The sequence below is a fragment of the Virgibacillus sp. NKC19-16 genome, assembly GCF_021560035.1.
Classification (GTDB): domain Bacteria; phylum Bacillota; class Bacilli; order Bacillales; family Amphibacillaceae; genus Virgibacillus_L; species Virgibacillus_L salidurans.
On sequence record NZ_CP074373.1, the window covers coordinates 977,554 to 1,003,393 of the forward strand.

The 25,840-nt window shown below is 41.6% G+C and carries 22 protein-coding genes, 14 tRNA genes and 3 rRNA genes; 33 read left to right on the forward strand and 6 right to left on the reverse strand.

Features of this window, described 5'->3' with window-relative positions; genetic code table 11:
- Positions 1-7 precede the first annotated feature (7 nt).
- Both recX and KFZ58_RS05235 read left to right on the forward strand, forming a co-directional pair.
- Positions 8-820 (forward strand): recombination regulator RecX, encoded by an 813-nt coding sequence (gene recX / locus KFZ58_RS05230; RefSeq protein WP_235793773.1) that lies wholly within the window; start codon positions 8-10, stop codon positions 818-820.
- Between the two features lie 56 nt (positions 821-876).
- A complete protein-coding gene (locus KFZ58_RS05235) occupies positions 877-1,206 on the forward strand; it encodes a YfhH family protein (protein WP_235793774.1) in 330 nt (109 codons plus the stop codon).
- Positions 1,207-1,238: 32 nt separating this feature from the next.
- Here KFZ58_RS05235 and KFZ58_RS05240 read toward each other — a convergent pair whose 3' ends face one another.
- Positions 1,239-2,225: a metal-dependent hydrolase gene (locus KFZ58_RS05240; RefSeq protein ID WP_235793775.1), complete on the reverse strand. Its 987-nt coding sequence runs from the start codon at positions 2,223-2,225 to the stop codon at positions 1,239-1,241.
- Positions 2,226-2,395: 170 nt separating this feature from the next.
- Here KFZ58_RS05240 and mutY point away from each other — a divergent pair, with 170 nt between their 5' ends.
- The 4 genes from mutY to KFZ58_RS05260 all read left to right on the forward strand — a co-directional run bounded on the left by mutY (position 2,396) and on the right by KFZ58_RS05260 (position 6,416).
- Entirely contained in the window at positions 2,396-3,466 is a 1,071-nt protein-coding gene (gene mutY, locus KFZ58_RS05245) for an A/G-specific adenine glycosylase (RefSeq protein ID WP_235793776.1), read from the forward strand.
- 162 nt (positions 3,467-3,628) lie between these two features.
- Positions 3,629-3,799: a gamma-type small acid-soluble spore protein gene (locus KFZ58_RS05250; protein ID WP_235793777.1), complete on the forward strand. Its 171-nt coding sequence runs from the start codon at positions 3,629-3,631 to the stop codon at positions 3,797-3,799.
- 212 nt (positions 3,800-4,011) lie between these two features.
- Positions 4,012-4,539 (forward strand): nucleoside tri-diphosphate phosphatase, encoded by a 528-nt coding sequence (ntdP, locus tag KFZ58_RS05255; RefSeq protein WP_255695052.1) that lies wholly within the window; start codon positions 4,012-4,014, stop codon positions 4,537-4,539.
- A gap of 110 nt (positions 4,540-4,649) precedes the next feature.
- Positions 4,650-6,416: an ABC transporter ATP-binding protein gene (locus KFZ58_RS05260; protein ID WP_235793778.1), complete on the forward strand. Its 1,767-nt coding sequence runs from the start codon at positions 4,650-4,652 to the stop codon at positions 6,414-6,416.
- Positions 6,417-6,622: 206 nt separating this feature from the next.
- Here KFZ58_RS05260 and KFZ58_RS05265 read toward each other — a convergent pair whose 3' ends face one another.
- Positions 6,623-7,921, reverse strand: coding sequence for a glutamate-1-semialdehyde 2,1-aminomutase (locus KFZ58_RS05265; protein WP_235793779.1), 1,299 nt, complete (start codon positions 7,919-7,921; stop codon positions 6,623-6,625).
- Positions 7,922-8,099: 178 nt separating this feature from the next.
- Between KFZ58_RS05265 and KFZ58_RS05270 the strand changes: the two genes are divergently transcribed.
- From KFZ58_RS05270 to perR, 5 genes are all read left to right on the forward strand, one after another.
- Positions 8,100-8,537, forward strand: coding sequence for a potassium channel family protein (locus tag KFZ58_RS05270; protein WP_235793780.1), 438 nt, complete (start codon positions 8,100-8,102; stop codon positions 8,535-8,537).
- 57 nt (positions 8,538-8,594) lie between these two features.
- A complete protein-coding gene (bcp, locus tag KFZ58_RS05275) occupies positions 8,595-9,062 on the forward strand; it encodes a thioredoxin-dependent thiol peroxidase (protein WP_235793781.1) in 468 nt (155 codons plus the stop codon).
- 114 nt (positions 9,063-9,176) lie between these two features.
- On the forward strand, positions 9,177-9,836 hold the full coding sequence (locus KFZ58_RS05280) for a sugar transferase (RefSeq protein ID WP_235793782.1): 660 nt from the start codon (positions 9,177-9,179) through the stop codon (positions 9,834-9,836).
- 55 nt (positions 9,837-9,891) lie between these two features.
- A complete protein-coding gene (locus KFZ58_RS05285; RefSeq protein WP_235793783.1) occupies positions 9,892-10,839 on the forward strand; it encodes a D-2-hydroxyacid dehydrogenase in 948 nt (315 codons plus the stop codon).
- A gap of 143 nt (positions 10,840-10,982) precedes the next feature.
- Positions 10,983-11,450 (forward strand): peroxide-responsive transcriptional repressor PerR, encoded by a 468-nt coding sequence (gene perR, locus KFZ58_RS05290; protein WP_235794669.1) that lies wholly within the window; start codon positions 10,983-10,985, stop codon positions 11,448-11,450.
- A 103-nt stretch (positions 11,451-11,553) separates the two neighbouring features.
- Here perR and KFZ58_RS05295 read toward each other — a convergent pair whose 3' ends face one another.
- Entirely contained in the window at positions 11,554-11,934 is a 381-nt protein-coding gene (locus KFZ58_RS05295; protein WP_235793784.1) for a YgzB family protein, read from the reverse strand.
- A gap of 131 nt (positions 11,935-12,065) precedes the next feature.
- On the opposite strand from KFZ58_RS05295, the gene KFZ58_RS05300 reads away from it, so the two are divergent.
- The 20 genes from KFZ58_RS05300 to KFZ58_RS05395 all read left to right on the forward strand — a co-directional run bounded on the left by KFZ58_RS05300 (position 12,066) and on the right by KFZ58_RS05395 (position 21,545).
- The gene (locus KFZ58_RS05300) at positions 12,066-12,932 is read left to right on the forward strand and encodes a nucleotidyltransferase-like protein (protein ID WP_235793785.1); all 867 of its coding nucleotides are present in this window, start codon (positions 12,066-12,068) and stop codon (positions 12,930-12,932) included.
- Positions 12,933-13,457: 525 nt separating this feature from the next.
- A 16S ribosomal RNA gene (locus KFZ58_RS05305) occupies positions 13,458-15,028 on the forward strand.
- A gap of 173 nt (positions 15,029-15,201) precedes the next feature.
- Positions 15,202-18,120: ribosomal RNA gene (locus tag KFZ58_RS05310) — 23S ribosomal RNA — on the forward strand.
- A gap of 161 nt (positions 18,121-18,281) precedes the next feature.
- Positions 18,282-18,397 (forward strand): 5S ribosomal RNA (gene rrf, locus KFZ58_RS05315).
- Together the 16S, 23S and 5S rRNA genes with 14 tRNA genes alongside form the textbook arrangement of a ribosomal RNA operon.
- Positions 18,398-18,448: 51 nt before the next feature.
- Positions 18,449-18,523, forward strand: a tRNA-Asn gene (locus tag KFZ58_RS05320).
- A 1-nt stretch (position 18,524) separates the two neighbouring features.
- A tRNA-Ser gene (locus KFZ58_RS05325) sits at positions 18,525-18,616 on the forward strand.
- A gap of 17 nt (positions 18,617-18,633) precedes the next feature.
- Positions 18,634-18,708, forward strand: a tRNA-Glu gene (locus KFZ58_RS05330).
- Positions 18,709-18,788: 80 nt separating this feature from the next.
- Positions 18,789-18,864 (forward strand) — tRNA-Val (locus KFZ58_RS05335).
- Positions 18,865-18,906: 42 nt separating this feature from the next.
- Positions 18,907-18,983, forward strand: a tRNA-Met gene (locus tag KFZ58_RS05340).
- 92 nt (positions 18,984-19,075) lie between these two features.
- Positions 19,076-19,152: transfer RNA gene (locus tag KFZ58_RS05345), tRNA-Asp, on the forward strand.
- 51 nt (positions 19,153-19,203) lie between these two features.
- Positions 19,204-19,279 (forward strand) — tRNA-Phe (locus tag KFZ58_RS05350).
- A 19-nt stretch (positions 19,280-19,298) separates the two neighbouring features.
- Positions 19,299-19,383: transfer RNA gene (locus KFZ58_RS05355), tRNA-Tyr, on the forward strand.
- A 16-nt stretch (positions 19,384-19,399) separates the two neighbouring features.
- A tRNA-Trp gene (locus KFZ58_RS05360) sits at positions 19,400-19,473 on the forward strand.
- Between the two features lie 10 nt (positions 19,474-19,483).
- A tRNA-His gene (locus KFZ58_RS05365) sits at positions 19,484-19,559 on the forward strand.
- A 7-nt stretch (positions 19,560-19,566) separates the two neighbouring features.
- Positions 19,567-19,641, forward strand: a tRNA-Gln gene (locus tag KFZ58_RS05370).
- Positions 19,642-19,644: 3 nt separating this feature from the next.
- Positions 19,645-19,719: transfer RNA gene (locus tag KFZ58_RS05375), tRNA-Gly, on the forward strand.
- 11 nt (positions 19,720-19,730) lie between these two features.
- Positions 19,731-19,804, forward strand: a tRNA-Cys gene (locus KFZ58_RS05380).
- A gap of 7 nt (positions 19,805-19,811) precedes the next feature.
- Positions 19,812-19,893 (forward strand) — tRNA-Leu (locus KFZ58_RS05385).
- A 167-nt stretch (positions 19,894-20,060) separates the two neighbouring features.
- Positions 20,061-20,702, forward strand: a complete 642-nt coding sequence (locus KFZ58_RS05390; RefSeq protein ID WP_235793786.1) for a YczE/YyaS/YitT family protein — start codon at positions 20,061-20,063, stop codon at positions 20,700-20,702.
- A gap of 162 nt (positions 20,703-20,864) precedes the next feature.
- The gene (locus KFZ58_RS05395) at positions 20,865-21,545 is read left to right on the forward strand and encodes a Rossmann-fold NAD(P)-binding domain-containing protein (RefSeq protein WP_235793787.1); all 681 of its coding nucleotides are present in this window, start codon (positions 20,865-20,867) and stop codon (positions 21,543-21,545) included.
- A gap of 132 nt (positions 21,546-21,677) precedes the next feature.
- Here KFZ58_RS05395 and KFZ58_RS05400 read toward each other — a convergent pair whose 3' ends face one another.
- Positions 21,678-21,824 carry a hypothetical protein gene (locus KFZ58_RS05400; protein ID WP_235793788.1) on the reverse strand — a complete coding sequence of 49 codons (147 nt, stop codon included), beginning with the start codon at positions 21,822-21,824 and terminating at the stop codon, positions 21,678-21,680.
- A gap of 264 nt (positions 21,825-22,088) precedes the next feature.
- On the opposite strand from KFZ58_RS05400, the gene KFZ58_RS05405 reads away from it, so the two are divergent.
- Together KFZ58_RS05405 and KFZ58_RS05410 are read left to right on the forward strand one after the other, a co-directional pair.
- Positions 22,089-23,549, forward strand: coding sequence for a SulP family inorganic anion transporter (locus KFZ58_RS05405; protein ID WP_235793789.1), 1,461 nt, complete (start codon positions 22,089-22,091; stop codon positions 23,547-23,549).
- Between the two features lie 48 nt (positions 23,550-23,597).
- Positions 23,598-24,014 carry a universal stress protein gene (locus KFZ58_RS05410; protein ID WP_235793790.1) on the forward strand — a complete coding sequence of 139 codons (417 nt, stop codon included), beginning with the start codon at positions 23,598-23,600 and terminating at the stop codon, positions 24,012-24,014.
- A 241-nt stretch (positions 24,015-24,255) separates the two neighbouring features.
- Here KFZ58_RS05410 and KFZ58_RS05415 read toward each other — a convergent pair whose 3' ends face one another.
- Both KFZ58_RS05415 and KFZ58_RS05420 read right to left on the reverse strand, forming a co-directional pair.
- Positions 24,256-25,377: an NAD(P)/FAD-dependent oxidoreductase gene (locus tag KFZ58_RS05415; protein WP_235793791.1), complete on the reverse strand. Its 1,122-nt coding sequence runs from the start codon at positions 25,375-25,377 to the stop codon at positions 24,256-24,258.
- On the reverse strand, positions 25,364-25,813 hold the full coding sequence (locus KFZ58_RS05420; RefSeq protein ID WP_235793792.1) for a DinB family protein: 450 nt from the start codon (positions 25,811-25,813) through the stop codon (positions 25,364-25,366). The genes KFZ58_RS05415 and KFZ58_RS05420 overlap by 14 nt, the downstream gene beginning before the upstream one ends.
- Positions 25,814-25,840 lie beyond the last annotated feature (27 nt).

Below are 25,840 nucleotides of genomic sequence, written 5' to 3' on the forward strand. Positions count from 1 at the left end.
AGAAACAATGAAAAAGATTGCACGGATCACCACACAAAAGAAATCGAAGGATCGATACAATATCTTTTTGAATGATGGCCAAGATGAAAAATTCGGCTTTAGTGTGGATGAAGCTATATTAGTTGAATTCAACCTTCGCAGGGATCTTGAATTGGAAGAATCAACTATTGCTACACTTATCCAAAAAGATACTATACATAAGTCATATACCCAAGCTATCAACTTTTTAAGCTACCGAATGCGAACAAAAAAAGAAATTCGTGATTATTTAGTGAAAAAAGAAGTGGATGAAGAGCATATAACACAGATTATGGAAAAATTGAACGAGGAAAATTTGCTTGATGATCAACAGTTTGCAGAAATGTTTGTCGGCACTAGAATGAATACATCAACAAAAGGGCCCATGCTCATAAAAAAAGAATTGATCGAAAAAGGTGTATCTGCCCAACTTGCCAGTGAAGCAGTTGAACAGTATCCATATGAAGTTCAATATGAAAACATAGCTAAATGGATCGAGAAGAAAATAACTACTGGGAAAAAAGATTCGTTTCGCAGGCAGGTCCAACAGCTGCAAGCCACATTAATGCAGAAGGGTTTTACACAAGACGTGATTACGGATGCTTTAGCGGATATCAATAATCAAAAAGATGACGATACCGAATGGGATGCACTCGTTTATCAAGGAGAGAAGCTACTGCGCAAACATCAGGCAAAGCTTACGGGACATAAACTCAGAAACAAGATCAAGCAAAGTTTATTTGGAAAAGGCTTTTCAATGGCGTTGATTAATCAATTTTTAGAGGAGGAGTTGGAGGAATGAAAGGATGCGTGCCCAATTATATTTTGGTAAAATGATAGCTTGGAGGGGATTAAAGCATGAATTATCGATACAGCGACTATTCAATTGAGCAATTACGTACGGAAATTAGAAATTTTAAAGAAAAAGCAATGAAAGCAGAACAACTTGGTAATATATCGGAAGTAGCAGTAAATGAACGGAAAATGCAGGTTGCATTAGCATATACGATGAACCCGGAAGACTTTTCTGCAGGCGGGGTGTACCAATTAACGAATGATCCTGGACATAAATTCAAGATTCACTATGTGAACGGCGTTTTTGCCTGGGGCTGGCGGGTAAATCTACTGGATGAGGCGTATGAAAAGGAAGAAGCACTGCCTATTTCATTATTGGGTGATGAGATTTAAAAAAACAGCAGGTGCAAATGCACTTGCTGTTTTTATACAGGGCTATCGCTCATATATAGTTTACTTTGCAGTTTTTGCTCGGAAAAGATCCAACCGGTATAGGAGCTCATTATCCGCATATTATCATCAATTTGCACAACGGCAACAAATGGATAGCGACCATCGGAACGATAGCGTAAATCAATGAAGCGTATTTCTGTAAAATCATCAAAATCATTTATTTCCCAGCGATAAACGGGGGAAAATGAAAGGAATGCCGAGATATTCTTATCTTTTTTGGCCAGCTCCATTATCGTGGACTTAGGCAATGGAACTTTTTCAAATTCATCAACGATTTCAATATGACCATTTTCGACTGCAGCGACGAAAAACTTCGTATCTGTCGTAATGGCTACACGCCAATAATTTTGTTTAATCGTAGGCGATGTAGCGATTTGTTCAATATTTGGGATGTAGTCTTTTATCTTTTTAACGATTTCCCTTTTGTCCATGTAACGTTTGATATAATATAATGCTATGACAGCATAGATAATAAACCATGTATACCCGGGATTCGCGCCCAGGATCCAGGCCCCAATACCTGCAACATGCAATATGAAAATATATGGATCAAACGTATTAATAAATCCATGTGCGATCCACTTATCGGTGAAAGGCCTGTATGCTTGCGTTCCATAAGCATTAAATATATCGACAAATACATGGATAATAACCGCTAAGAAGGTCCATAGCCAAAGATGAAGGAAATTGACCTGTGGAACAAACATATAAATGATTCCGGCAATTAAGATCCCCCATAGTATAATTGCTGGGAGGGAATGGGAAGCTCCGCGGTGATGGCGGATATAGGTGGCGTTATTTTTCAACTTAAAAACCGTGTCAAAATCTGGTGCATGAGAACCTATGATCGTTCCAGTTAAAACAGCGGTGAATAGTGTTGGATCATTTTGCACAACGGGATCCAAGGTTGCTAATCCTCCAAGTGCAACACCCATCACAATATGGGTTCCAGTATCCATAGTAAAAGGTCCTCCTTGGCAGATAAGATAGTATAAAACTTTTTATCCGCGTAAGTGCTACTCTGAATTTTGTCTTGGCAAAATTCAAGTTTTTCTAAGATTTTTTGTTATTTCTTTAAAATAAATGATTTATTTTTATCAGCTTATTGTACCATAAAGGACGTGTTATTATGAAAGAGAAAACATTACAATTTTTCAACACTTCAGGCTTTCAGCAGGATTTACTTGACTGGTATTTTGTTTTCAAACGTGACTTGCCGTGGCGCATGGACCAAGACCCCTATAAGATCTGGGTTTCAGAAATAATGCTTCAGCAAACAAAGGTAGATACCGTTATTCCTTATTTTTACCGTTTTATGGAAAAGTTCCCTACTGTATATAAGCTAGCCGATGCAGACCCTCAGGATGTTCTGAAAGCATGGGAAGGTCTAGGTTATTATTCCCGCGCGAGAAACTTACAAAACGCTGTCCGAGAAGTTGTTGATACCTATGGCGGTGAAATCCCTACTAATCCTGATGAGCTGGGATCGCTAAAAGGGGTGGGACCATACACAAAGGGAGCGATCCTCTCCATTGCATATAATCAGCCCGAACCAGCAGTGGACGGTAATGTAATGCGTGTCATTTCCCGTATTTTAAAAATAGAAGACGATATAGCACAGCAGAAAACGAAAAAATTAGTTGAATCCTATGTTCGTGAACTTATATCCGAGGATGATCCAGCTTCGTTTAACCAAGCAATCATGGAATTAGGTGCCCTTGTTTGTACACCAAAATCCCCGGCTTGTTTGCTTTGTCCTGTTCAAGAATATTGCCTTGCTTTTGCAGAAGGAATAGAAGAGGATCTCCCTGTAAAGTCGAAAGCCAAGAAACAAAAAACAATTCCATATGTTAGCCTATTAATTAAAAATGAAAACAGTGAGTACGTCATTGAAAAACGGGCAGAAAAAGGGCTTCTGGCAGGTCTGTGGCAATTTCCTATGGTACCGATCAATGAAATAGGCTGGGGCCATGTGGAAAATTGGGTTCTCAGCGAATATGGACTAGAAATTAAATTGAATGAAAAAAAAGGAGAATTAAAGCATGTATTTTCCCATATTATCTGGGAGTTAGAAATATATGAAGCAGAAACGCTGCAACAATATACGACAGATGAGCGCTTATGTTTTGTAAATAAAGAAGGGCTGCAAGCATATCCATTTCCGGTTTCCCACCAGAAGATGATGAAATATATAGACTAATTTTTAGGCTCCCTTTTTCATATGGGAGTCTTTCGTTTTTATATAGTATGTAGAAAGATGTCATTTATACATTATGAGGTAATAATTTACCATAATTTAACTATCAGTAAGGTGGATAACAACGTTTAAAATGGACAAATTATTAGTGCGGAGGTGATACTGATGGCTAAAAAACCTAACAAAACAGCTGCAGGTACAGACGCTCAAAAAGTAAAACAACAAAATCAACAAGCAGCTCAAGGACAAGGTCAGTACGGTACTGAATTTGCATCTGAGACAAATGCTCAAGAGGTAAAAAAACAAAATCAAAAATCGCAGCAAAACAAAAAGTAACTTAGCACCACACCCCAATTATCATATTAAAAGAGCTTCCTATCTCCAGGGAAGCTCTTTTTAATTCGACAAAATCCGGGGCGTGACAGGCACTTTTACGAACATACGTTCTATTTAAATCGGTTCATTATACTTTATATTTCATATTGTTGCTATTATAATAAATACAGGATTGGAAACGGGGGAAAAATGTATAGAAAGGAAGATTGGATGTGGTTGCTCCGAAACCGGGTTCCGTGATGCAAATTCAAAGTTATAAACACAATGGACAAATTCACCGTATTTGGCAAAATAGTCTAGTGTTAAAAGGAACGGAAACTATTGTAATCGGAGCCAATGACAAAACACAAGTAACGGAAAGCGATGGGAGGACATGGATAACAAGAGAGCCGGCTATTAGTTATTTCCATGCTCAACATTGGTTTAATATTATTGGGATGATCCGGGATGATGGCATTTATTATTATTGTAATATGAGCTCTCCATTTGCCTATGATGCAGAAGCGTTGAAATACATTGATTACGATTTAGATGTAAAAGTGTACCCGGATATGACGTATGATTTGTTAGATGAAGATGAATATGATGAACATAAAATACAAATGAATTATCCACGGGTTTTAGATCGTATTTTGCATAACAACGTTGAATATCTGTTAAGGTGTATAAGGCAACGTAAAGGCCCCTTTTCGCCTGATTTCGTTGACCAATGGTATGAACGTTATTTAACATACCGGTAATTTTTATGAACAAAGGCTTAAAGCGCCCGGTTAGCAAGTAGTAAAGAAACCCTTGTTACAGCTAGTAGCAAGGATTTTCTATTTATTATGAATTTGAGGTAGATTAGTTTATGAGCAGCGTAAAACAATATATGGAATTCGTAAAACCATATAAATGGAAAATCTTATGGACAATACTTATTGGGATTGTCAAATTTGGAATTCCATTATTAATGCCATTAATTCTAAGGTATGTCATTGATAATATTATTGGTGCAGATACGAGTGCAGCAGATAAAGTATCAGAACTATTCTGGTTAATGGGAATAGCATTTGTTGTTTTTCTGATACTACGTCCACCGGTTGAATATATCAGGCAATACTTAGCTCAATGGGTAGGAAACAAAATTCTGTATGACATAAGGGATCGACTGTTTGATCACATTCAAAAATTAAGCTTAAAGTTCTATTCTCAGACAAAAACCGGCGAAATTATTTCCCGGGTAATACATGATGTCGAACAGTCGAAAAACTTCGTAATAACAGGATTAATGAATGTATGGCTTGATTTAGCTACAATAATTATCGCTATTGGAATCATGCTGACAATGGACGTAGGTTTGACCATTGTTTCTATTGTTTTATTTCCATTGTTTGGGTTTGCGATTAAATTCTTCTATGGAAAACTACGCGAATTGACACGAGACAGATCTCAGGCATTAGCAGAGGTGCAGGGACATCTTCATGAACGTATTCAAGGGGTTCCTGTTACAAGAAGTTTTGCCTTAGAAGACTATGAGCAGGGGCAATTTGAAACACGAAATGGAAACTTCCTTGATAAGGCTTTGAAACACACGGATTGGAACGCTAAAACCTTCGCAGTTACAAATACGATTACGGATTTAGCTCCATTACTTGTGATCACTTTCGCGGGATATCAGGTCATTAATGGCAACTTGACATTAGGTACAATGGTGGCTTTTGTCGGGTATATGGAAAGAGTGTATAGCCCACTAAGGCGGTTAATAAACTCGTCAACTACTTTAGTCCAAGCTATCGCATCGATTGATCGTGTATTTGAATTTTTTAATGAAAAATATGATGTTGTCGATAAGGATAACGCGAAAAAACTTCAACGGATAGATGGATCTGTGGCGATTGAAAATGTTTCTTTCCGTTACGATGAAGAAGAAAATGAAGTATTGAAAAATGTTAATTTAAATGTTCAAAGAGGAGAAACCATTGCTTTTGTAGGTATGAGCGGGGGAGGAAAATCAACCTTAATCAGCCTCATACCACGATTTTACGATGTGACAAGTGGTGCGATAAAAGTCGATGGTAAGGATATTCGTGATGTAAAAGCTCGCTCACTGCGCGATAATATTGGGATGGTTCTTCAGGATAATACCTTATTTAGTGAATCCATTGCTATGAATATAAGAATGGGAAATCCGGATGCGACAGATGAGGAAGTTGTAGAAGCGGCAAAAGCTGCGAATGCTCATGCGTTTATTGAAGATCTACCTTATGGCTATGACACGTTAGTAGGGGAGAGAGGCGTGAAATTGTCTGGTGGTCAAAAACAACGAGTCTCTATCGCTCGTGTTTTCTTAAAAAATCCACCGATCTTGATGTTTGATGAAGCAACCTCAGCACTGGATCTGGAAAGTGAACACATGATACAGGAAGCTGTCGAAAAATTGGCGTCTGATCGAACTACATTTATCGTTGCCCACCGCCTTGCAACCATTACCCACGCGGACAGAATTGTTCTCATTGAAAATGGTGAAATTCAAGAAATTGGCACACACGATGAATTAATGCGGATGAAAGGCAGCTATTATAATCTGTATCAGGTGCAGCATTTGAATGATGGGGAAACGGGTTACGGAAAGTGATTTTAAATGAAGCTCCTTCACAGGTTTTGTGAAGGAGTTTTTATGTAGTCAACCACTTATATGATTCAAAGTAACCCACTTCTTTAGTTAAGAAACTTTATTGTAAAAAAGCGCTCAGAAGGATTATTTCTAAGCGCTTCATCTCACTAATTTGTACGGCGATTACTGGTTAGTTACAATATGATCTTAAACTCGTTACTAAACTGTTAAACCTTCTCAGCCATCACTTCAAAGGCTCGCCCCACTGCTTCAATCGTTTCATCAATATCAGCTTCTGTATGTTCTGTTGTTAAAAACCATGCCTCAAATTTAGATGGTGCTAAGTTAATTCCTTGTTCAAGCATCAAACGGAAGAATTTTGCGAAAGCATCGCCGTCACTATTCTTTGCTTGATCATAGTTCGTAACTTCTCCGTCACCGAAATATACGGTTAGCGCACCGCATAAGCGGTTTACAGAAATTGGAATTTCATTCAATCTCGCCTTTTCCAAGATTCCTTCTTCTAACCGTCCCCCAAGAGCCTCTAATTTTTCATAAACCCCGTCTACCTGTAAAATTTCCAAACAAGCAATTCCTGCGGCGATCGAGGCAGGATTCCCGGACATCGTTCCTGCTTGATAAGCAGGACCTAGTGGTGCAACAGTCTCCATGATATCTTTTCGTCCCCCATATGCACCGATGGGTAGACCGCCACCAATGATTTTACCCATTGCAGTCATATCTGGCTCAACGCAGTACACCTGCTGTGCACTGCCATATGTAAATCGAAAAGCGCTTATAACTTCATCGTAAATTACCAACGCGCCCGTTTTATGAGCCATTTCATTCACTGCTTGCAGGAATCCATCGTGTGGCTGGACGATTCCGAAGTTTCCAACAATTGGTTCCACTAATACTGCAGCGACCTGTTCTCCCCAGTGCTCCAAAGCGCTTTTGAAAGCATCTAAATCATTAAAAGGGACGGTAATCACGTCCTCGGCAACCGACCTGGGAATCCCGGCTGAATCGGGTGTGCCAAGCGTAGCGGGGCCAGACCCCGCCTCAACTAATACAGCATCGAAATGGCCATGGTAGCTTCCGGCAAATTTGATTACCTTCGTACGATCCGTGTAGGCACGCGCCACGCGGACAGTTGTCATAACAGCCTCTGTACCGGAATTGACAAAGCGAACCTTTTCCAGTGATGGAATTGCATCTTTTAGTGTTTTCGCAAATTGATTTTCCAATCGAGTTGGTGTCCCGTATAGCACCCCAGTTGTAGCAGCTTGAGAAATAGCTTCAGCAATATGAGGGTGCCCGTGCCCCGTTATGATCGGTCCGAATGCCGCTAAATAATCAATATATTTATTTCCGTCAACATCCCAAAAGTGAGCCCCTTGTCCGCGTTCCATATATATCGGTGATCCACCACCAACAGCTTTATAGGAACGGGATGGTGAGTTCACACCTCCAACGATAAGCTCAAGCGCCTCTTCATACAGTTGTTTTGATTTTGAAAAATTCATAAAACATAAACCTCCTTAAATTTACATGACCGCGGGTGGTTCCAATACTAGATAAAACAATAGATCATGTGAGCAATTTTTGCAATGGATGGAAAGTCAGCTATAAAAAATAATTGACAAGCCTGGAGATGGATAAGCATATACATGATGTAAAGCAATCAAAATAGAAGGGGATTTTATGGGAATTATTCCTTGGCTGGTAATTGTTGTAATCTGTCTCATTATTATCAAAAGTTTACTTGGATTTATTCGTGGTGGAAAAATCACTTGGCATATGGAAATGCGTGATAGCCGTTTTTCTGCTGAGCTTTTTTATGCATTACTGATCATATACAGTACTGTTATTATTGGATTTGGACTTATCTATTTCATTATTTCCTTTCATGGGATAATTTTGGTAGAGGGAGAAGAATTGCGTGAGGTTAGTGTATTAGGTTCAATCATTCATTCGGTATATTTTAGTGGAGCCACCATGCTAACAATTGGTTATGGTGATATAACGCCGATTGGAATTGGTAGATTCATTGCTTTAATTGAGGCACTTATTGGGTATGTTTTGCCTACAGCATTTGTCCTTCGACTTGTACAATCACATCAAAGAAGCAGAGATAAATGAAACCTGTTCTTCACTATGCTATAGTTAACTATACAGATTAAATATGGAGGGATCATTATGGCAGTTGAAGCAGGTAAACAGGTAACAGATTTTACATTGCCAAACCAGAACGGGGAAAATATTAGTTTGTCAGATTTTAAAGGAAAAAATGTTGTCTTGTATTTTTATCCAAAAGATATGACACCAGGCTGCACAACAGAGGCATGTGATTTTCGCGATCAGCATGAAAAGTTTGGTGAACTGGATGCAGTAATTATTGGCATAAGTCCTGATCCTGCCTCCAGCCATCAGAAATTTATTGATAAGCATGATCTTCCATTTGAACTTTTGGCAGATGAGGATCATAAAGTAGCTGAAGATTTTGATGTTTGGAAGCTGAAAAATAAGTTTGGCAAAGAATCATACGGAATCGAGCGCTCTACTTTCATCATTGATAAGGAAGGGCAGCTAAAAAAGGATTTTCGTAAGGTTAGTGTGAAAGGTCATGTAGAGGAAGCATTGGAATTTATTCGCCAAAACCTATAATAAAGATAAGGCAGTCCATGGGGCTGTCTTTTTTTAAGTTATATAATCTCTCTTTCTAGAATAGGATGTAGTACTAGCTTTCAGATTATCCTATCAAAAAGTGAGGTGCTTTGTATGGAAAATATAAGGTCAAGGGCACAAGCCAGAGCAACATCAACTGAAAATAGAAGGGTCTATTTTTTCATGAAACGGTCGACGGATATCGTTATAAGTATTACGCTGCTTCTTTTACTAGCACCATTAATGGTCTTTATTTGTATAAGAATTATTAAAAAAGAGGGGAAGCCTATCTTTTTTCGTCAAAGACGGGTTGGTAAGTTTAATCAAAGTTTTATAGTATGGAAGTTCCGTACGATGACAAATCCATCACGTGTCATTCGCGCCTTTCCACCACACCCAGTACCAGCTTCCTGGGACGAAGGAGTGCCAGATGATTTTAATTTCGAGCGAGATTCTTATATTACGGTAACCCCGACCGGGACATGGATTCGAAAATATAAGCTCCATAAGCTCCCGCAATTATGGAATGTATTAAAAGGAGATATGAGTCTAGTAGGGCCAACGCCTGAGATACCGGAGATTGTTGACTACTATAATTATTATCAGATGAAACGTTTGAAAGTAAGGCCGGGGATGATCGGTTATACACAGCTTAAAGGAGAATTAAATTATAGTGAAAAAATAAGATGTGACCTTTTCTATATTGGAAACTGCAGCATAAGAATGGATGTGAAAATTTTAATGCAGATTATTAAAAGTGTTCTATCTTCCTAATTTCAATTAAACTAGTATACAATAGAAGTAAATCGCAATTAGGGAGGTAGTCTACATGATTTTATTTTCTGCAAAAATATCGCACAAACATCATGAAAAATTAAAAGAAAAGCATTCGAACCTGGAATTTATATTCTGTGACAATATGGACGAGGCAAAGCAGCATTTACATAAAGCTAAGATCCTAGTTACATATGGGGGAGATTTGAACGAGGGATTAATTGGACAAGCAGAAAACCTGAAATGGATTATGGTTATGTCTGCAGGGATAGAGAAAATGCCATTTGAAGCAATTGAACAAAAGGGTATTCTTGTGACAAATGCAAGAGGAATTCATCAAACGCCAATGGCTGAATATGCAATTTCTATGCTGTTACAAGTGTATCGTGAAGCTAGAGTCTTATACCAAAGCGAAAAAGATCATCATTGGGATCGTTTTGCCCGTATGCAGGAAATGAGAGGAAGAAGGATGCTTTTAATGGGAGCGGGTTCCATCGGCCAGGAAGTTGCTCGTCTGGCCAAAGCCTTTCAAGTGGAAACCATCGGTGTATCCAGAAGCGGTAGATCTGTTGAGTATTTTGATGAAAATCACAAAATAGACAATCTAGAAAACCTGCTCCCAAGTGTAGATATTGTTGTGTCTATTCTTCCAAGCACAGAAGAAACCCGCGGACTCTTCACCTTTAAACACTTTCAACTGCTGCCAAATCATGCGGTATTCTTGAATATGGGACGCGGTGATCTGGTCCATAGCGACGATTTGCTAAAAGCTGCGAGGCAGGGGGAAGTTGCCCACATTGTGCTGGATGTTTTCGAAGAGGAACCACTACCTGCAGATCATCCGTTTTGGGGGGAAGAAAATGTGACAATAACACCACATATTGCAGGACTCTCACCCCATTATACAAGACGTGCCTTAGGAATTTTCGAACATAATCTTCAATGCTATTTGACTGATAAAGGTGAATATGTAAATAAAGTGGATGTAACCAGAGGGTATTAATATGGGATTGTTTTCTTTTTTGGTGTTTTAGAATAGTTATAAAATGACTCTGATAGTAATATACTTCTATTGACATGCTGATGTAATAGCAGGTACACTTATTATAAGAATTATAATGTAATAATATGACTATAATTAAAATAATGAAAGAGAGGTGGTTGGCCGTGTCTGAGGAGCAACAATTACAACATGCAATTGAAACATTAAAGCAATCAGGCGTCCGGATCACACCACAGCGCCATGCAGTTCTTGAATATCTTCTTAAATCAGCGATCCATCCTACTGCTGACGAAATTTATAAGGCACTTGAAGGTAAATTTCCTAATATGAGTGTTGCAACTGTATATAACAATTTACGTGTACTAAGAAAAACTGGGCTTGTTCGTGAATTACCTTACGGAGACTCATCAAGCAGATTTGACAGTAACACGACAGAACACTATCACATTATTTGTGATGAATGTGGCAAAATAGTAGATTTTCATTACCCTGTATTAGATGAGGTGGAATCATTAGCTGAACAGGTAACTGGGTTCGATGTCAGTCACCACCGTATGGAGATTTACGGTAAATGTGAAGCATGCCAGGGTGCAGTGGTGCAAAAACAGTAATCTCAAAATGTAGCATTTATTAAAGGGTTTCTATGAAAGCGTTGTGTTGTTTGCCTTCCTAGAAACCCTTATATTTATGGGTGTTTTAGTATCTACCACTAAATTATATTTCGTTGTTCTCCCTTTTATAACTTCGTTTATTGTATCTTTCATCAAATTCTTCGCCTTCTAATTCTTTATCCATTGTTAATGGTTGCTTGCAATACATACACGCATCAACCCGTCCTAACATTTTTGTTTGCTTTCCACAATCAGGACAGATTACCGGTACGGCCTTTAAGGATAATGTACCAATCCAAAGATAAACGACAGTACTTAGAATAATCGATAATATCCCAAGGATGAATAATAATGCCGTTAACCAAGCGATGTTCCTTGTAAAAAGTCCAATATACATAATGAGAATCCCTGCAAAAACTAAAATTAATGCAAAGGAACGTATCTTATTTATTTTACTTGAATAAACTGCTCGTTGCTCTGCCATCGTTACCCTCCTTCAATCTTCCATAGGTAGTATAGCATATTTTCATAAAAATTTCGTTTCATAAAAAAGGATTTTACTTCAATGTGGCGAAATATATATGATGTAGTGAAGAAATTGGGGGATAGTGTGATATGGAAAACTTATTAAGACCTGTCTATCAGGATTATATAAATGACTTAAACACCTTGGGTATAGTAATAACGTATAACAATGGTTCAATTACAGATGATTTCGATGTTGTTGTATTTATAGTGGTAAACGATTCAGAGCAACTCTGGCAAGTGGAGCATTATGAAATAGAGAGAAGAACTACTGCTTTAAATATTGTAACAGAGAGCTTACTAATGGAATTGATTAATACAAGCAGTTACCATAACGTAGCAGAGTTGATTCTATATGGGAGGAAAATTTTCGAGCGCAATGGTTTCATTTATAACTTAAAGGAGCAACTTAAGGATTTCCCCCATGCTAAAAGAGATTTACGTAAAACAATCGAGTTTGGTAAATTCATTAAAAGCTATAGTGAAGCAAAAGCCCTCTATGAATCCAGCCAATATAAAGATGCGAATAGCAATATACTTTATTCCCTTCATTATTTAGCCCGGTTGGCAGTTATTGAAAAAGGCTACTATCCCAGGGTGACAATTTGGAGCCAGGTGAAGCAAATAGACTTGGAAATTTATAAGCTGTACGAGGAGTTCATTGAAGGTAATGAAGAGATAGAAAAAAGAATCCAATTGATGATCATTGCAATGGATCATGTTATAAGCAATAGGGCGAAAGCGGCAGTAAGACATTTATTGGATGTTATGAAGGAAAACACTGTATGGTCTTATACAGATTTAACCGAATTACCACCGATAATTTCATACAGGTTATATTTAACAGAAATAATTTCTTATTTAGTAGAAAAAGATATCATCGAGACGGTACTAGAAAAGACAAAAAATACGGGAGTTTATAAGCGGAAGTATATCGTGAAACATAAAGAACATTAATGATGTGTGATGAATAGTTATATATGGGTGACTAGGGGAGAGGCTTGCTGCAGGGAATTTGCCGGATATTTTGATGGAGTTGTACGAATGAAAAGAAAAAAATGTGGAATACTTGTTGACTTTGTATAGCAACCATGGTAAGGTTAATTCCGTCGCAAAAAAGCCATTCGGTAAATAACGACAAAAAATTTAAAAATACTTATTGACTTTAAATAGGTCAACATGGTATATTATGAAAGTCGCTGTTTTTAAGAAGCGATGCAAAATATCATTTCTTAAAAGGAAACTTGAAAAAGATATTGACTTTAAGAGATTGAGTATGATATAATTAAAAAGTTGCTAATTTAACGCAACAAATGAATTTGCTCTTTGAAAACTGAACAAAACAACCAGTATGTCAAACAGATATTAGTGGTAAGATATCGAAGCTCAGATTATTATAATCTGAATGGAAGATTTTAAACCCTAAATCAATTTTTAAGCTAAGACATTATATGATTGATTGGTGTCAATTATATTCAAACTTTTATGGAGAGTTTGATCTTGGCTCAGGACGAACGCTGGCGGCGTGCCTAATACATGCAAGTCGAGCGCGGGAAGCAGGTAATCACCCTTCGGGGTGTGCGCCTGTGGAACGAGCGGCGGACGGGTGAGTAACACGTGGGCAACCTGCCTGTAAGACTGGGATAACTCGTGGAAACGCGAGCTAATACCGGATAACACTTTTCATCTCCTGATGAGAAGTTGAAAGGCGGCTTTTATGCTGTCACTTACAGATGGGCCCGCGGCGCATTAGCTAGTTGGTGAGATAAGAGCTCACCAAGGCGACGATGCGTAGCCGACCTGAGAGGGTGATCGGCCACACTGGGACTGAGACACGGCCCAGACTCCTACGGGAGGCAGCAGTAGGGAATCATCCGCAATGGACGAAAGTCTGACGGTGCAACGCCGCGTGAGTGATGAAGGTTTTCGGATCGTAAAACTCTGTTGTTAGGGAAGAACAAGTACTGTTTGAATAAGGCAGTACCTTGACGGTACCTAACCAGAAAGCCCCGGCTAACTACGTGCCAGCAGCCGCGGTAATACGTAGGGGGCAAGCGTTGTCCGGAATTATTGGGCGTAAAGCGCTCGCAGGCGGTCTTTTAAGTCTGATGTGAAATCTTGCGGCTCAACCGTGAGCGGTCATTGGAAACTGGAGGACTTGAGTACAGAAGAGGAGAGTGGAATTCCACGTGTAGCGGTGAAATGCGTAGAGATGTGGAGGAACACCAGTGGCGAAGGCGACTCTCTGGTCTGTAACTGACGCTGAGGAGCGAAAGCGTGGGGAGCGAACAGGATTAGATACCCTGGTAGTCCACGCCGTAAACGATGAGTGCTAGGTGTTAGGGGGTTTCCGCCCCTTAGTGCTGAAGTTAACGCATTAAGCACTCCGCCTGGGGAGTACGGCCGCAAGGCTGAAACTCAAAAGAATTGACGGGGGCCCGCACAAGCGGTGGAGCATGTGGTTTAATTCGAAGCAACGCGAAGAACCTTACCAGGTCTTGACATCCTCTGCAATCGGTAGAGATACCGAGTTCCCTTCGGGGACAGAGTGACAGGTGGTGCATGGTTGTCGTCAGCTCGTGTCGTGAGATGTTGGGTTAAGTCCCGTAACGAGCGCAACCCTTGAGATTAGTTGCCAGCATTAAGTTGGGCACTCTAATTTGACTGCCGGTGACAAACCGGAGGAAGGTGGGGATGACGTCAAATCATCATGCCCCTTATGACCTGGGCTACACACGTGCTACAATGGATGGAACAAAGGGCAGCGAAGCGGTAACGCTCAGCAAATCCCATAAAACCATTCTCAGTTCGGATTGCAGGCTGCAACTCGCCTGTATGAAGCCGGAATCGCTAGTAATCGCGGATCAGCATGCCGCGGTGAATACGTTCCCGGGCCTTGTACACACCGCCCGTCACACCACGAGAGTTAGCAACACCCGAAGTCGGTGAGGTAACACGTTTACGTGAGCCAGCCGCCGAAGGTGGGGCCAATGATTGGGGTGAAGTCGTAACAAGGTAGCCGTATCGGAAGGTGCGGCTGGATCACCTCCTTTCTAAGGATATTTAGAAGGAACGCTGGAGGTCTTAGACCTCTGGTCGAAGACATACATGGTTGTTTGGTTCAGTTTTGAGAGAGTAAATCTCTCTTTTTGTACCTTGAAAACTAAATAAGAGTAATAACGACATCAAAAAATGTAAGTTCTTTGGAACAATTAACTAGTAATTTAGTTAAGTGAAGAAGGGCGCACGGTGAATGCCTAGGTACGAGGAGCCGAAGAAGGACGGGACTAACACCGATATGTCTCGGGGAGTTGTAAGTAAACGTTGATCCGGGAATTTCCGAATGGGGGAACCCACTGTTCGTAATGGAACAGGACATCTATCTGAATACATAGGGTAGATGAGGCAGACCCGGGGAACTGAAACATCTCAGTACCCGGAGGAATAGAAAGCAAATGCGATTTCCCAAGTAGCGGCGAGCGAAACGGAAAGGAGCCCAAACCGAAAAGCTTGCTTTTCGGGGTTGTAGGACACTCCATTAGGAGTTACAAAGAAATGCTTTAGATGAATCGATCTGGAACGATCAGCCATAGAAGGTAAGAGCCCTGTAATTGAAAGAGCGTTTTCTCCGGAGTGTATCCTGAGTACGGCGGAACACGAGAAATTCCGTCGGAATCCGGGAGGACCATCTCCCAAGGCTAAATACTCCCTCGTGACCGATAGTGAACCAGTACCGTGAGGGAAAGGTGAAAAGCACCCCGGAAGGGGAGTGAAAGAGAACCTGAAACCGTGCGCTTACAAGTAGTCGAAGCCCGTTAATGGGTAACGGCGTACCTTTTGTAGAATGGACCGGCGAGTTACGATCCCATGCAAGGTTAAGTGGAAGACACGGAGCCGCAGCGAAAGCGAGTCTGAATAGGGCGAATTAGTATGTGGTCGTAGACCCGAAACCGTGTGATCTACCCATGTCCAGGGTGAAGGTCAGGTAACACTGACTGGAGGCCCGAACCCACGTATGTTGAAAAATGCGGGGATGAGGTGTGGGTAGGGGTGAAATGCCAATCGAACACGGAGATAGCTGGTTCTCTCCGAAATAGCTTTAGGGCTAGCCTCAGGGGAATGAGTACTGGAGGTAGAGCACTGATTGGACGAGGGGCCCTCACCGGGTTACCGAATTCAGTCAAACTCCGAATGCCAGCTACTTAGCCCTGGGAGTCAGACTATGGGTGATAAGGTTCATAGTCGAAAGGGAAACAGCCCAGACCGCCAGCTAAGGTCCCTAAGTATACGTTAAGTGGAAAAGGATGTGGCGTTGCTCAGACAACCAGGATGTTGGCTTAGAAGCAGCCATCATTTAAAGAGTGCGTAATAGCTCACTGGTCGAGTGACGCTGCGCCGAAAATGTACCGGGGCTAAACGTATCACCGAAGCTGCGGATTGTTCTTCGAACAATGGTAGGAGAGCGTTCCAAGTGCAGTGAAGTCAGACCGTGAGGACTGGTGGAGCGCTTGGAAGTGAGAATGCCGGTATGAGTAGCGAAAAAAGAGTGAGAATCTCTTTCACCGAAAGCCTAAGGTTTCCTGAGGAAGGCTCGTCCTCTCAGGGTTAGTCGGGACCTAAGCCGAGGCCGAAAGGCGTAGGCGATGGCCAACAGGTAGATATTCCTGTACCACCTCATGACTGTTTGAATGACGGGGGGACGCAGGAGGATAAGGAAAGCGCACCGATGGAATGGTGCGCCCAAGCAGTGAGCGAGTTGGATAGGCAAATCCGTCCAACAATTGCGAGCTGTGATGGGGAGGGAAATAGAGTACCGAAGTTCCTGATTTCACACTGCCAAGAAAAGCCTCTAGTGAGGTCATAGGTGCCCGTACCGCAAACCGACACAGGTAGGCGAGGAGAGAATCCTAAGGTGATCGGGAGAACTCTCGTTAAGGAACTCGGCAAAATGACCCCGTAACTTCGGGAGAAGGGGTGCTCCTCTTCAGGAGGAGCCGCAGTGAATAGGCCCAAGCGACTGTTTATCAAAAACACAGGTCTCTGCGAAGCCGCAAGGCGAAGTATAGGGGCTGACACCTGCCCGGTGCTGGAAGGTTAAGGGGAAACGTTAGCTTCCGAGCGAAGCGTAGAACCGAAGCCCCAGTAAACGGCGGCCGTAACTATAACGGTCCTAAGGTAGCGAAATTCCTTGTCGGGTAAGTTCCGACCCGCACGAAAGGTGCAACGACTTGGGCACTGTCTCAACGAGAGACCCGGTGAAATTATACTATGCGTGAAGATGCGCATTACCCGCGACAGGACGGAAAGACCCCGTGGAGCTTTACTGTAGCCTGATATTGAATGTTCGTGCAGCTTGTACAGGATAGGTGGGAGCCTTAGAATCGTGAGCGCTAGCTTACGAGGAGGCACCCGTGGGATACCACCCTGGCTGCACGCACCTTCTAACCCAGAACCGTGATCCGGTTCGGAGACAGTGTCAGGTAGGCAGTTTGACTGGGGCGGTCGCCTCCCAAAGAGTAACGGAGGCGCCCAAAGGTTCCCTCAGAATGGTTGGAAATCATTCGTAGCGTGTAAAGGCAGAAGGGAGCTTGACTGCGAGACCTACAAGTCGAGCAGGGACGAAAGTCGGGCTTAGTGATCCGGTGGTACCGCATGGAAGGGCCATCGCTCAACGGATAAAAGCTACCCCGGGGATAACAGGCTTATCTCCCCCAAGAGTTCACATCGACGGGGAGGTTTGGCACCTCGATGTCGGCTCATCGCATCCTGGGGCTGTAGTCGGTCCCAAGGGTTGGGCTGTTCGCCCATTAAAGCGGTACGCGAGCTGGGTTCAGAACGTCGTGAGACAGTTCGGTCCCTATCCGTCGTGGGCGCTGGAAGTTTGAGAGGAGCTGTCCTTAGTACGAGAGGACCGGGATGGACACACCGCTGGTGTACCAGTTGTTCCGCCAGGAGCATGGCTGGGTAGCTACGTGTGGCAAGGATAAGTGCTGAAAGCATCTAAGCATGAAGCCCCCTCTAGATGAGACTTCCCATCACTTCGAGTGAGTAAGATCCCTCAGAGACGATGAGGTAGATAGGTTCGAGGTGGAAGCGTGGTGACACGTGCAGCTGACGAATACTAATCGATCGAGGACTTAACTAATTTCTTTTTTGATGGTCGTTCATGAAACTCTTATTTAGTTTTTAGGGTATAAATGAAAAAAACCCTTGCATTTTCTATTAGAAATGCATATAATATATCTTGTCTTCATTTTAAAGAAGGAAGTTCTGATTGATCAACACAGAACGACCTAACACATTAGGTCTGGTAGTAATAGCGGAGAGGTCACACCTGTTTCCATGCCGAACACAGAAGTTAAGCTCTCCAGCGCCGATGGTAGTTGGGGCTTTGCCCCTGCAAGAGTAGGACGCCGCCAGACAATTCCAATTTGTAATAGCTTCACAATACAACAAATGCTCAAATTGATTATTCCACAGTAGCTCAGTGGTAGAGCTATCGGCTGTTAACCGATCGGTCGTAGGTTCGAATCCTACCTGTGGAGCCATGGAGAGCTGTCCGAGTGGCCGAAGGAGCACGATTGGAAATCGTGTAGGCCGTTACCGCGGCCTCGAGGGTTCGAATCCCTCGCTCTCCGCCACCTTACATATAATAATTGGCCCGTTGGTCAAGTGGTTAAGACACCGCCCTTTCACGGCGGTAACACGGGTTCGAATCCCGTACGGGTCACCAACTTTTTCAGCTCTTATTATGATATTTTTTTAAGAATTATGTATGATATAAATTATCAATGCATATGTCCCATGCAGTTCGGAGGATTAGCTCAGCTGGGAGAGCACCTGCCTTACAAGCAGGGGGTCGCAGGTTCGAGCCCTGCATCCTCCACCATTTTCAAAGTATAATGAAACAATTTTATATTATTTTCTATATCGCGGGGTGGAGCAGTCTGGTAGCTCGTTGGGCTCATAACCCAGAGGTCGTAGGTTCAAATCCTGCCCCCGCAACCAAAATATTTCAATTACCTACTTCGAATTACTTTTATGTTAATTGAAATAGTAGTGTACTTTAAATATTCACTTTAAATTAAATTCTAATAAATGGTCCGGTAGTTCAGTTGGTTAGAATGCCTGCCTGTCACGCAGGAGGTCGCGGGTTCGAGTCCCGTCCGGACCGCCATTTTAACATTTAAGCGAGTATTGTGAGAAAACTAAATGAATGATTTAACATGGCTCGGTAGCTCAGTCGGTAGAGCAACGGACTGAAAATCCGTGTGTCGGCGGTTCGATTCCGTCCCGAGCCACCATTCTTTATTTAAAATTGATGGAGGGGTAGCGAAGTGGCTAAACGCGGCGGACTGTAAATCCGCTCCCTCAGGGTTCGGGAGTTCGAATCTCTCCCCCTCCACCATTACTTTTTAAAATGTAGGGGTATAGTTTAATGGTAAAACGAAGGTCTCCAAAACCTTTGATGTGGGTTCGATTCCTACTACCCCTGCCATTTTTATATGGCGGTCGTGGCGAAGTGGTTAACGCACCGGATTGTGGCTCCGGCACTCGTGGGTTCGATCCCCACCGGTCGCCCCATAAAAATTGGGCTATAGCCAAGCGGTAAGGCATCGGGTTTTGATCCCGTGTACCCCAGGTTCGAATCCTGGTAGCCCAGCCACTTGCGGGAGTAGTTCAGCGGTAGAACACCACCTTGCCAAGGTGGGGGTCGCGGGTTCGAATCCCGTCTCCCGCTCCATTACTTTATATGGCGGTATAGCCAAGTGGTAAGGCAGAGGTCTGCAAAACCTTTATCACCGGTTCAAATCCGGTTACCGCCTCCATACACATGCCGGTGTGGCGGAATTGGCAGACGCGCATGACTCAAAATCATGTTCCTTCTGGAGTGCCGGTTCGATCCCGGCCACCGGTATCGAAACTAATCTAAATAAATATGTAATTGTCGCTGATCTCTGCAAATGCAGAATCAGCATTTTTTATTTTCAAGCACTAAAAAACAACCATCACGAAGATTCTGTTATTATGAGATATAGATTTATTTTTCTATAATTACAAACTCATGAAAGAAGGTTGATCCTATTGATACATATAATTCGCTGGTCTGTCTTCGTAATAGGCGTAATGTTTTTTAGTTTTGGTATTACTGTTGCGATAAGTGTGCAGCATCTTGGTATCCACCCGTGGGATGTGTTGAATGTTGCGCTTTTTGAGCGTGTTGGTTTATCGATTGGGTCATGGGCTATAATCATTTCAGGCTTATTAATTATTGTGTCATGGATACTTGATAAAAGGTATATTAAATTGGGTACATTTTTTAATGCGTTTTTAGTTGGGGCATTTGTAGATTTTTTTATGTGGCTTGATTTCTTGCCAAAGGCTACGTATGCTTGGCCGGATATACTTATTATACTCACTGGAATTGTAATTATGGGTGTAGGTGGTGGTATGTATAACGCGGCAGGGGTAGGTTCTGGTCCGCGTGATGGGTTTATGCTGTCGATCTCTGATAAATTGGGGTCTCCAATAAGAAGGGTTCGGATTATCACGGAGAGCTTGATTTTACTTCTTGGGCTAATTTTAGGTGGACCTGTATTTTTGTTTACGTTTATTTTTACTTTTATTCAGAGTCCCTTGTTTCAGTTTTCTTATCATAAAATTGGCGGATGGATTGATTTGATTGAGGCGGGTCTTAAAAGGCAATCTTCAAAATCCAGTGCATAGGCTAAAATAGTATTTTGCAATATGTTTAGAGCATGATTTTTAAATTTTCACTAGGGGAAAATTTAATTTTTGCTATTGTTTATACTCCCAAAATGCGCTTTTGACTTCTGCAGCATTCTTCTTTCCATGCTAGAATGGTAAAAAAAGTAGGGAGGAAGTTAGATGAAAGCAGTAAAGAATAATAGTGTTTATTTTCCTGACAAAGAGCAGGAGGATTTGCTTGGGGTACTTGATGAAATATTTTATTTTTTGATCCAGCATTTTGCTGAAACAATTATGGAAGAAACAGAGCATATCATTTCAAGGATGAATATATCAGATACGCTTGCTGAACGTATTTTCCCGCAATTAGTATGGTGGACAACGTTTTGTTCGCCTATTGGTTCTGAAAAGATCACAATTTTCCAGCACTATTTGCAATTAAATAAGCATAGATTTGAAAATAAAGGTAGTTTCACTCAAGATGTTTTAGTAAGCTGGCTATCGCTAAATCCAGGATTCTATCATGTACTTGAGTGTGAAAGTGAGAGTGACAGGGTATTTATTTTTAAGGATGTATTTGGTGGGGACACAAAGATTGTGCGTATCAACCAGAGAATTTTCCTAACGCCAAAACGTGGTGAAATAATAACCGGTTTATTGATACCAATGGGTAATGCTACATACATAACTCAAGGTGGATTATTTCATATCCCTGAGGAGTTAGCCCAGAAGGTTTTGCGTAAAATTATTCCTTACTTTAAGAAGCATGCTATATCTACCGACTACGACTTTAACCCGCAGCTGTATCCTTCACTTGCTATGATTACCCTGAACATGATGGAGAAAGTCTATGAAAAATAATGAAAATATAATTGAGCAACTAGCTGATGGTAAAATAAGAATTGTGTTAGTTGATGAATTAAAGAAAGCGCAAGATGAGAAAAAGTAATGAATGAATGACCAAAGAAATAGATGGATTTCTTTGGTCATCATTTATAAATGTAAATATTTTTCAATCGTAGTGGACATAGCTCTTTCTATATCATATGCATCGATTACATATTGTATTAGGAACCAGCATGCAAGTCCAGTTGCTATTACACCTAGTACTAATAGAAGTACTAACATCTTACCCTTCATTGAAAAATCACCTTCCTACTATGTAAGCGTACCAAAAGCGATTATAACTGTAAATATTGAAGTAGGATAGTTTTTAAAAAAGTTGGTTGGCTGATAGTTTGAATAGAAAACAAGAGTAAATGGACGAAATAAGAAGTGTGAGTGCAATGATTACGTTTACTTGCCGTTTTAGTAAGATAGGAATATATGGTATGATACATAGGTTATATACGGATTAGGCTGATTGTAGCCTGAAAATACTATAGTGAAGGAAGAGGTTAAACATTGAAGGCAGAACAATTGAAGCAAGAATGGTTTGGCAATGTTAAAGGGGATATACTGGCTGGAATCGTTGTCGCATTAGCGTTAATCCCAGAGGCAATTGCTTTTTCTATTATTGCAGGTGTAGATCCGATGGTTGGATTATATGCATCGTTTAGTATGGCGGTTGTCATTGCATTTGCTGGAGGGCGCCCGGGAATGATCTCTGCAGCAACGGGAGCAATGGCCTTACTCATGGTTAATTTAGTAGCGGACCATGGATTGGAGTATCTATTTGCAGCTACGATTCTAACAGGTATTATTCAGATTTTATTTGGTATCTTTAAATTGGCAAGAGCAATGAAATTCGTACCACGTTCGGTGATGGTCGGATTTGTCAACGCGCTTGCAATCATGATTTTACTTTCACAGTTTCAGCATTTTGCAGGGGAGACCTGGGTTATGTATGCGCTAGTTGGTTTGACCCTGGCAATCATTTATCTCCTGCCCCGTATCACAAAAGCAGTACCATCAACACTTGTAGCCATTATTGTGGTGACTGCAATTGTTATTTTTGGAGATATTGGTGTACGTACGGTAGGAGACATGGGAGCATTGACACAGCAATTACCTGTCTTTTTAATTCCAAGTGTCCCACTAACATTTGAGACATTAATGATTATTTTCCCATATTCATTAGCTTTGGCGGTTGTAGGGCTATTGGAATCACTGCTAACTGCTAATATTGTGGATGATATGACTGATACGGAAAGTAATAAAAATAAAGAGAGCCGCGGGCAGGGGATTGCGAACATTGTTACTGGATTTTTCGGTGGAATGGCTGGTTGTGCGATGATTGGTCAGTCGGTTATAAATGTGAAATCCGGCGGTAGCGGGCGCCTGTCAGCTCTTGTTGCAGGTACGTTTCTAATGTTTCTCATTATTGCTTTAGGTGGTGTTGTTGTACAAATTCCAATGGCAGCATTAGCTGGTGTCATGATCATGGTGTCAATTGGTACATTTGATTGGTCATCGTTGAGAAATCTTCATAAACTACCACGTACGGACGCTCTTGTAATGATAACAACTGTTGCGATTGTATTGCTAACAGATAACTTAGCAATGGGTGTTTTGGCTGGTGTATTGTTAAGCGCAATTTTCTTTGCAGCGAAAATTTCCAACGTTAAAGTGACAGAAGAATTTATATTACGGGAACAAAAAAAGATTTATAATGTGGAAGGGCAATTGTTTTTTGCTTCGGTAAGTGATTTTACAGACAAGTTCATTTTCGCAGATTCCGTAAAAGAAGTTGAAATTGATTTAACCAATGCCCATTTATGGGATGATTCGGCAGTTGGCGCACTGGATAAAATTGAAATGAAATTTGCGCAAAACAATATTATGGTCTACTATACTGGCTTAAATGATGCGAGTAAGCAGTTGAAAAATCGCATTGGCGGGCTTTCAAATGCTTCGGAACATTAATTTTTGTGTTATGATTAAAAAAAGCAGTTTCTAAAGAGGTGAGGCCCTTTGTTTACGCGAATTTTACTTGCAGTAGATGGATCTGAGCATTCCATAAGATCCGTGGATTATGCCATCCGGCTTGCGGAAAAATTTGATGGAACAATTGATGCCGTTTATGTTGTGGATGGCGATACAGCTAAAAAGGATGTACTGCATGCTTCGAATAAGTTTGAAATAGAAAAAAAGCGAAAAGAGAAAATCAAACCAATTAAAGATTTACTAAACCAGTCGGGCGTCATATTCGGGACCCATATTCTACACGGAGAACCGGGGCCTACGATTGTAGAATTTGCCAATGAACGTGAATTTGATTGTGTGGTCATCGGAAGCCGTGGGTTAAATAACCTGCAGACGTTTATTCTGGGAAGTGTCAGTCATAAAGTGGCTAAACGTGTTGAATGTCCGGTTTTGATTGTGAAATAGTAGATTGGTAGAGGCCGTCTCGAGTGAGAGGCGGCTTTTTAAATTGGCTGAGAATATTCGGAGTTTAGAATTAAACGATCTCCGTTTAGAATTATAGCCCCCGGCTGAGCGTGGATATCGCCTTAGTGTATTAAAGCATCGCTCGAATGTGAGTGAATATTGCCTTAATAATCCAAAACATCACCCGAACACCATAAGTTACATCTAGCCATAAAAAAGGACAGACCCCGTAGAGTCCATCCTATTTAATCGCTGTGGAAACGTCATAATCTGCTAAATCAATTTCCAACTCTTCTCCGAGTGCGAGTTTAGCTAGTTGTGTGCCGATATACGGCCCCATGGTCAGGCCGGACGCGCCCAGTCCGTTGGCGAGTAACATCCCGTCAAACCCTGGAAGTGCTCCGAATACTGGGAGAAAGCCTGGGGTAAAGGGCCGGAAACCAACTCTTGTCTCAAGCACTGTACTGTCAGACAATGCTGGCGCCACTTCTAACGCCTTTTTTAAAATTTCATGAACGCCACCTGCCGTAACTCGGGTGTCAAAGCCTGTGTGATCTTCATGGGTGGACCCAACAACTAATCGCCTATTATCAAAACCCAAAAGGTAGGAGTTGTTCGGTGGCATGACAACAGGCCATCCCGAAGTATCCGCCGCGGAGACCTCCAGGTGCATGATTTGTGCTTTTTGCATGGTGACCTCAAACGCTACACCTAAAGGCTCGAGTAATTCATTCATCCAGGCACCGGACGTGGCAATGACTGTATCTGCTTCAATTATTTCACCATCTAACTTGACACCTGTTACTTGACTGCTGCTACTTAACAGACTAGCATCGCCATATCGGAGCACACCGCCATGTTTTTGGAAACCGCGTAATAAGGAGTCACGTAGCTTCCTGCCGTCAACCCTTGCCCCGCCACTGACATGAACAGCGCCGAAGACATCACTTAAAGGTGGAAACATTCCTTGAGTCTGTTTCGAATCAAGAAGGGAAATTTCACCGATTTCGGGAGCATCTTCCCGTCGTTTATGTGCGCGGTCGCATGTTGCGATGAGTTTCTTTTCATCGGTGTGAAGGCTAAGAGCTCCAACTTGATCGTATCCAGTTTCTGTTTCGCCATCGCTTGCAAGCTCTTCCATTAAGTGGGGATAAATACGGGCACCGCCTTTTGCTAAACGGTACCACGCTTTATTTCGACGCTGGGACAACCATGGGCATATAATCCCTGCTGCTGCATCTGTCGCTTGTCCTTTATCTTTTCGATCGACTAAGACGACCTCAGCGCCATTTTTAACAAGGTGGTAGGCTGTACTGGCGCCTAATATACCTCCACCGATAATAATAAATTTACTTTCCTGCATTTGCTACTTGTTTCATTGCTTTCATTTTTCCAAGATGTTCATTTTCATGATGGAGCAGCATGTCAAATAACTCGTCATATGTTTTGAAATTCATAAATTCAAACGGCAGATCTTGTTTGAAAAAGTCATCCGACAGTTCATTGATACGCGTTTGCTGTTCTTCCAAAAGTTTCACAAGTTCTGATAGGTCAGGCACTTCTGATGGCCAGTCTGCAGGTTTTGTTCCACTTGCGAACAGATCATTATATTTTTCCGGAAAATTAGCCGATTGTTTCGGATAGCCAAGAAGTAATCCTTCTGCGGTTACAAGCACATGTCCAACATGCCAGTGGATCGTATTATTAAAAGCTTGCACTTTGTAATCCGCAGTCTTCTCATCGAGATCCTTTACGAAAGAAAGAAAAGTGTTCCGTGTAAAATTAAATAGATTTGACATTTTATATCCCTCCAAAATTTTATCTAC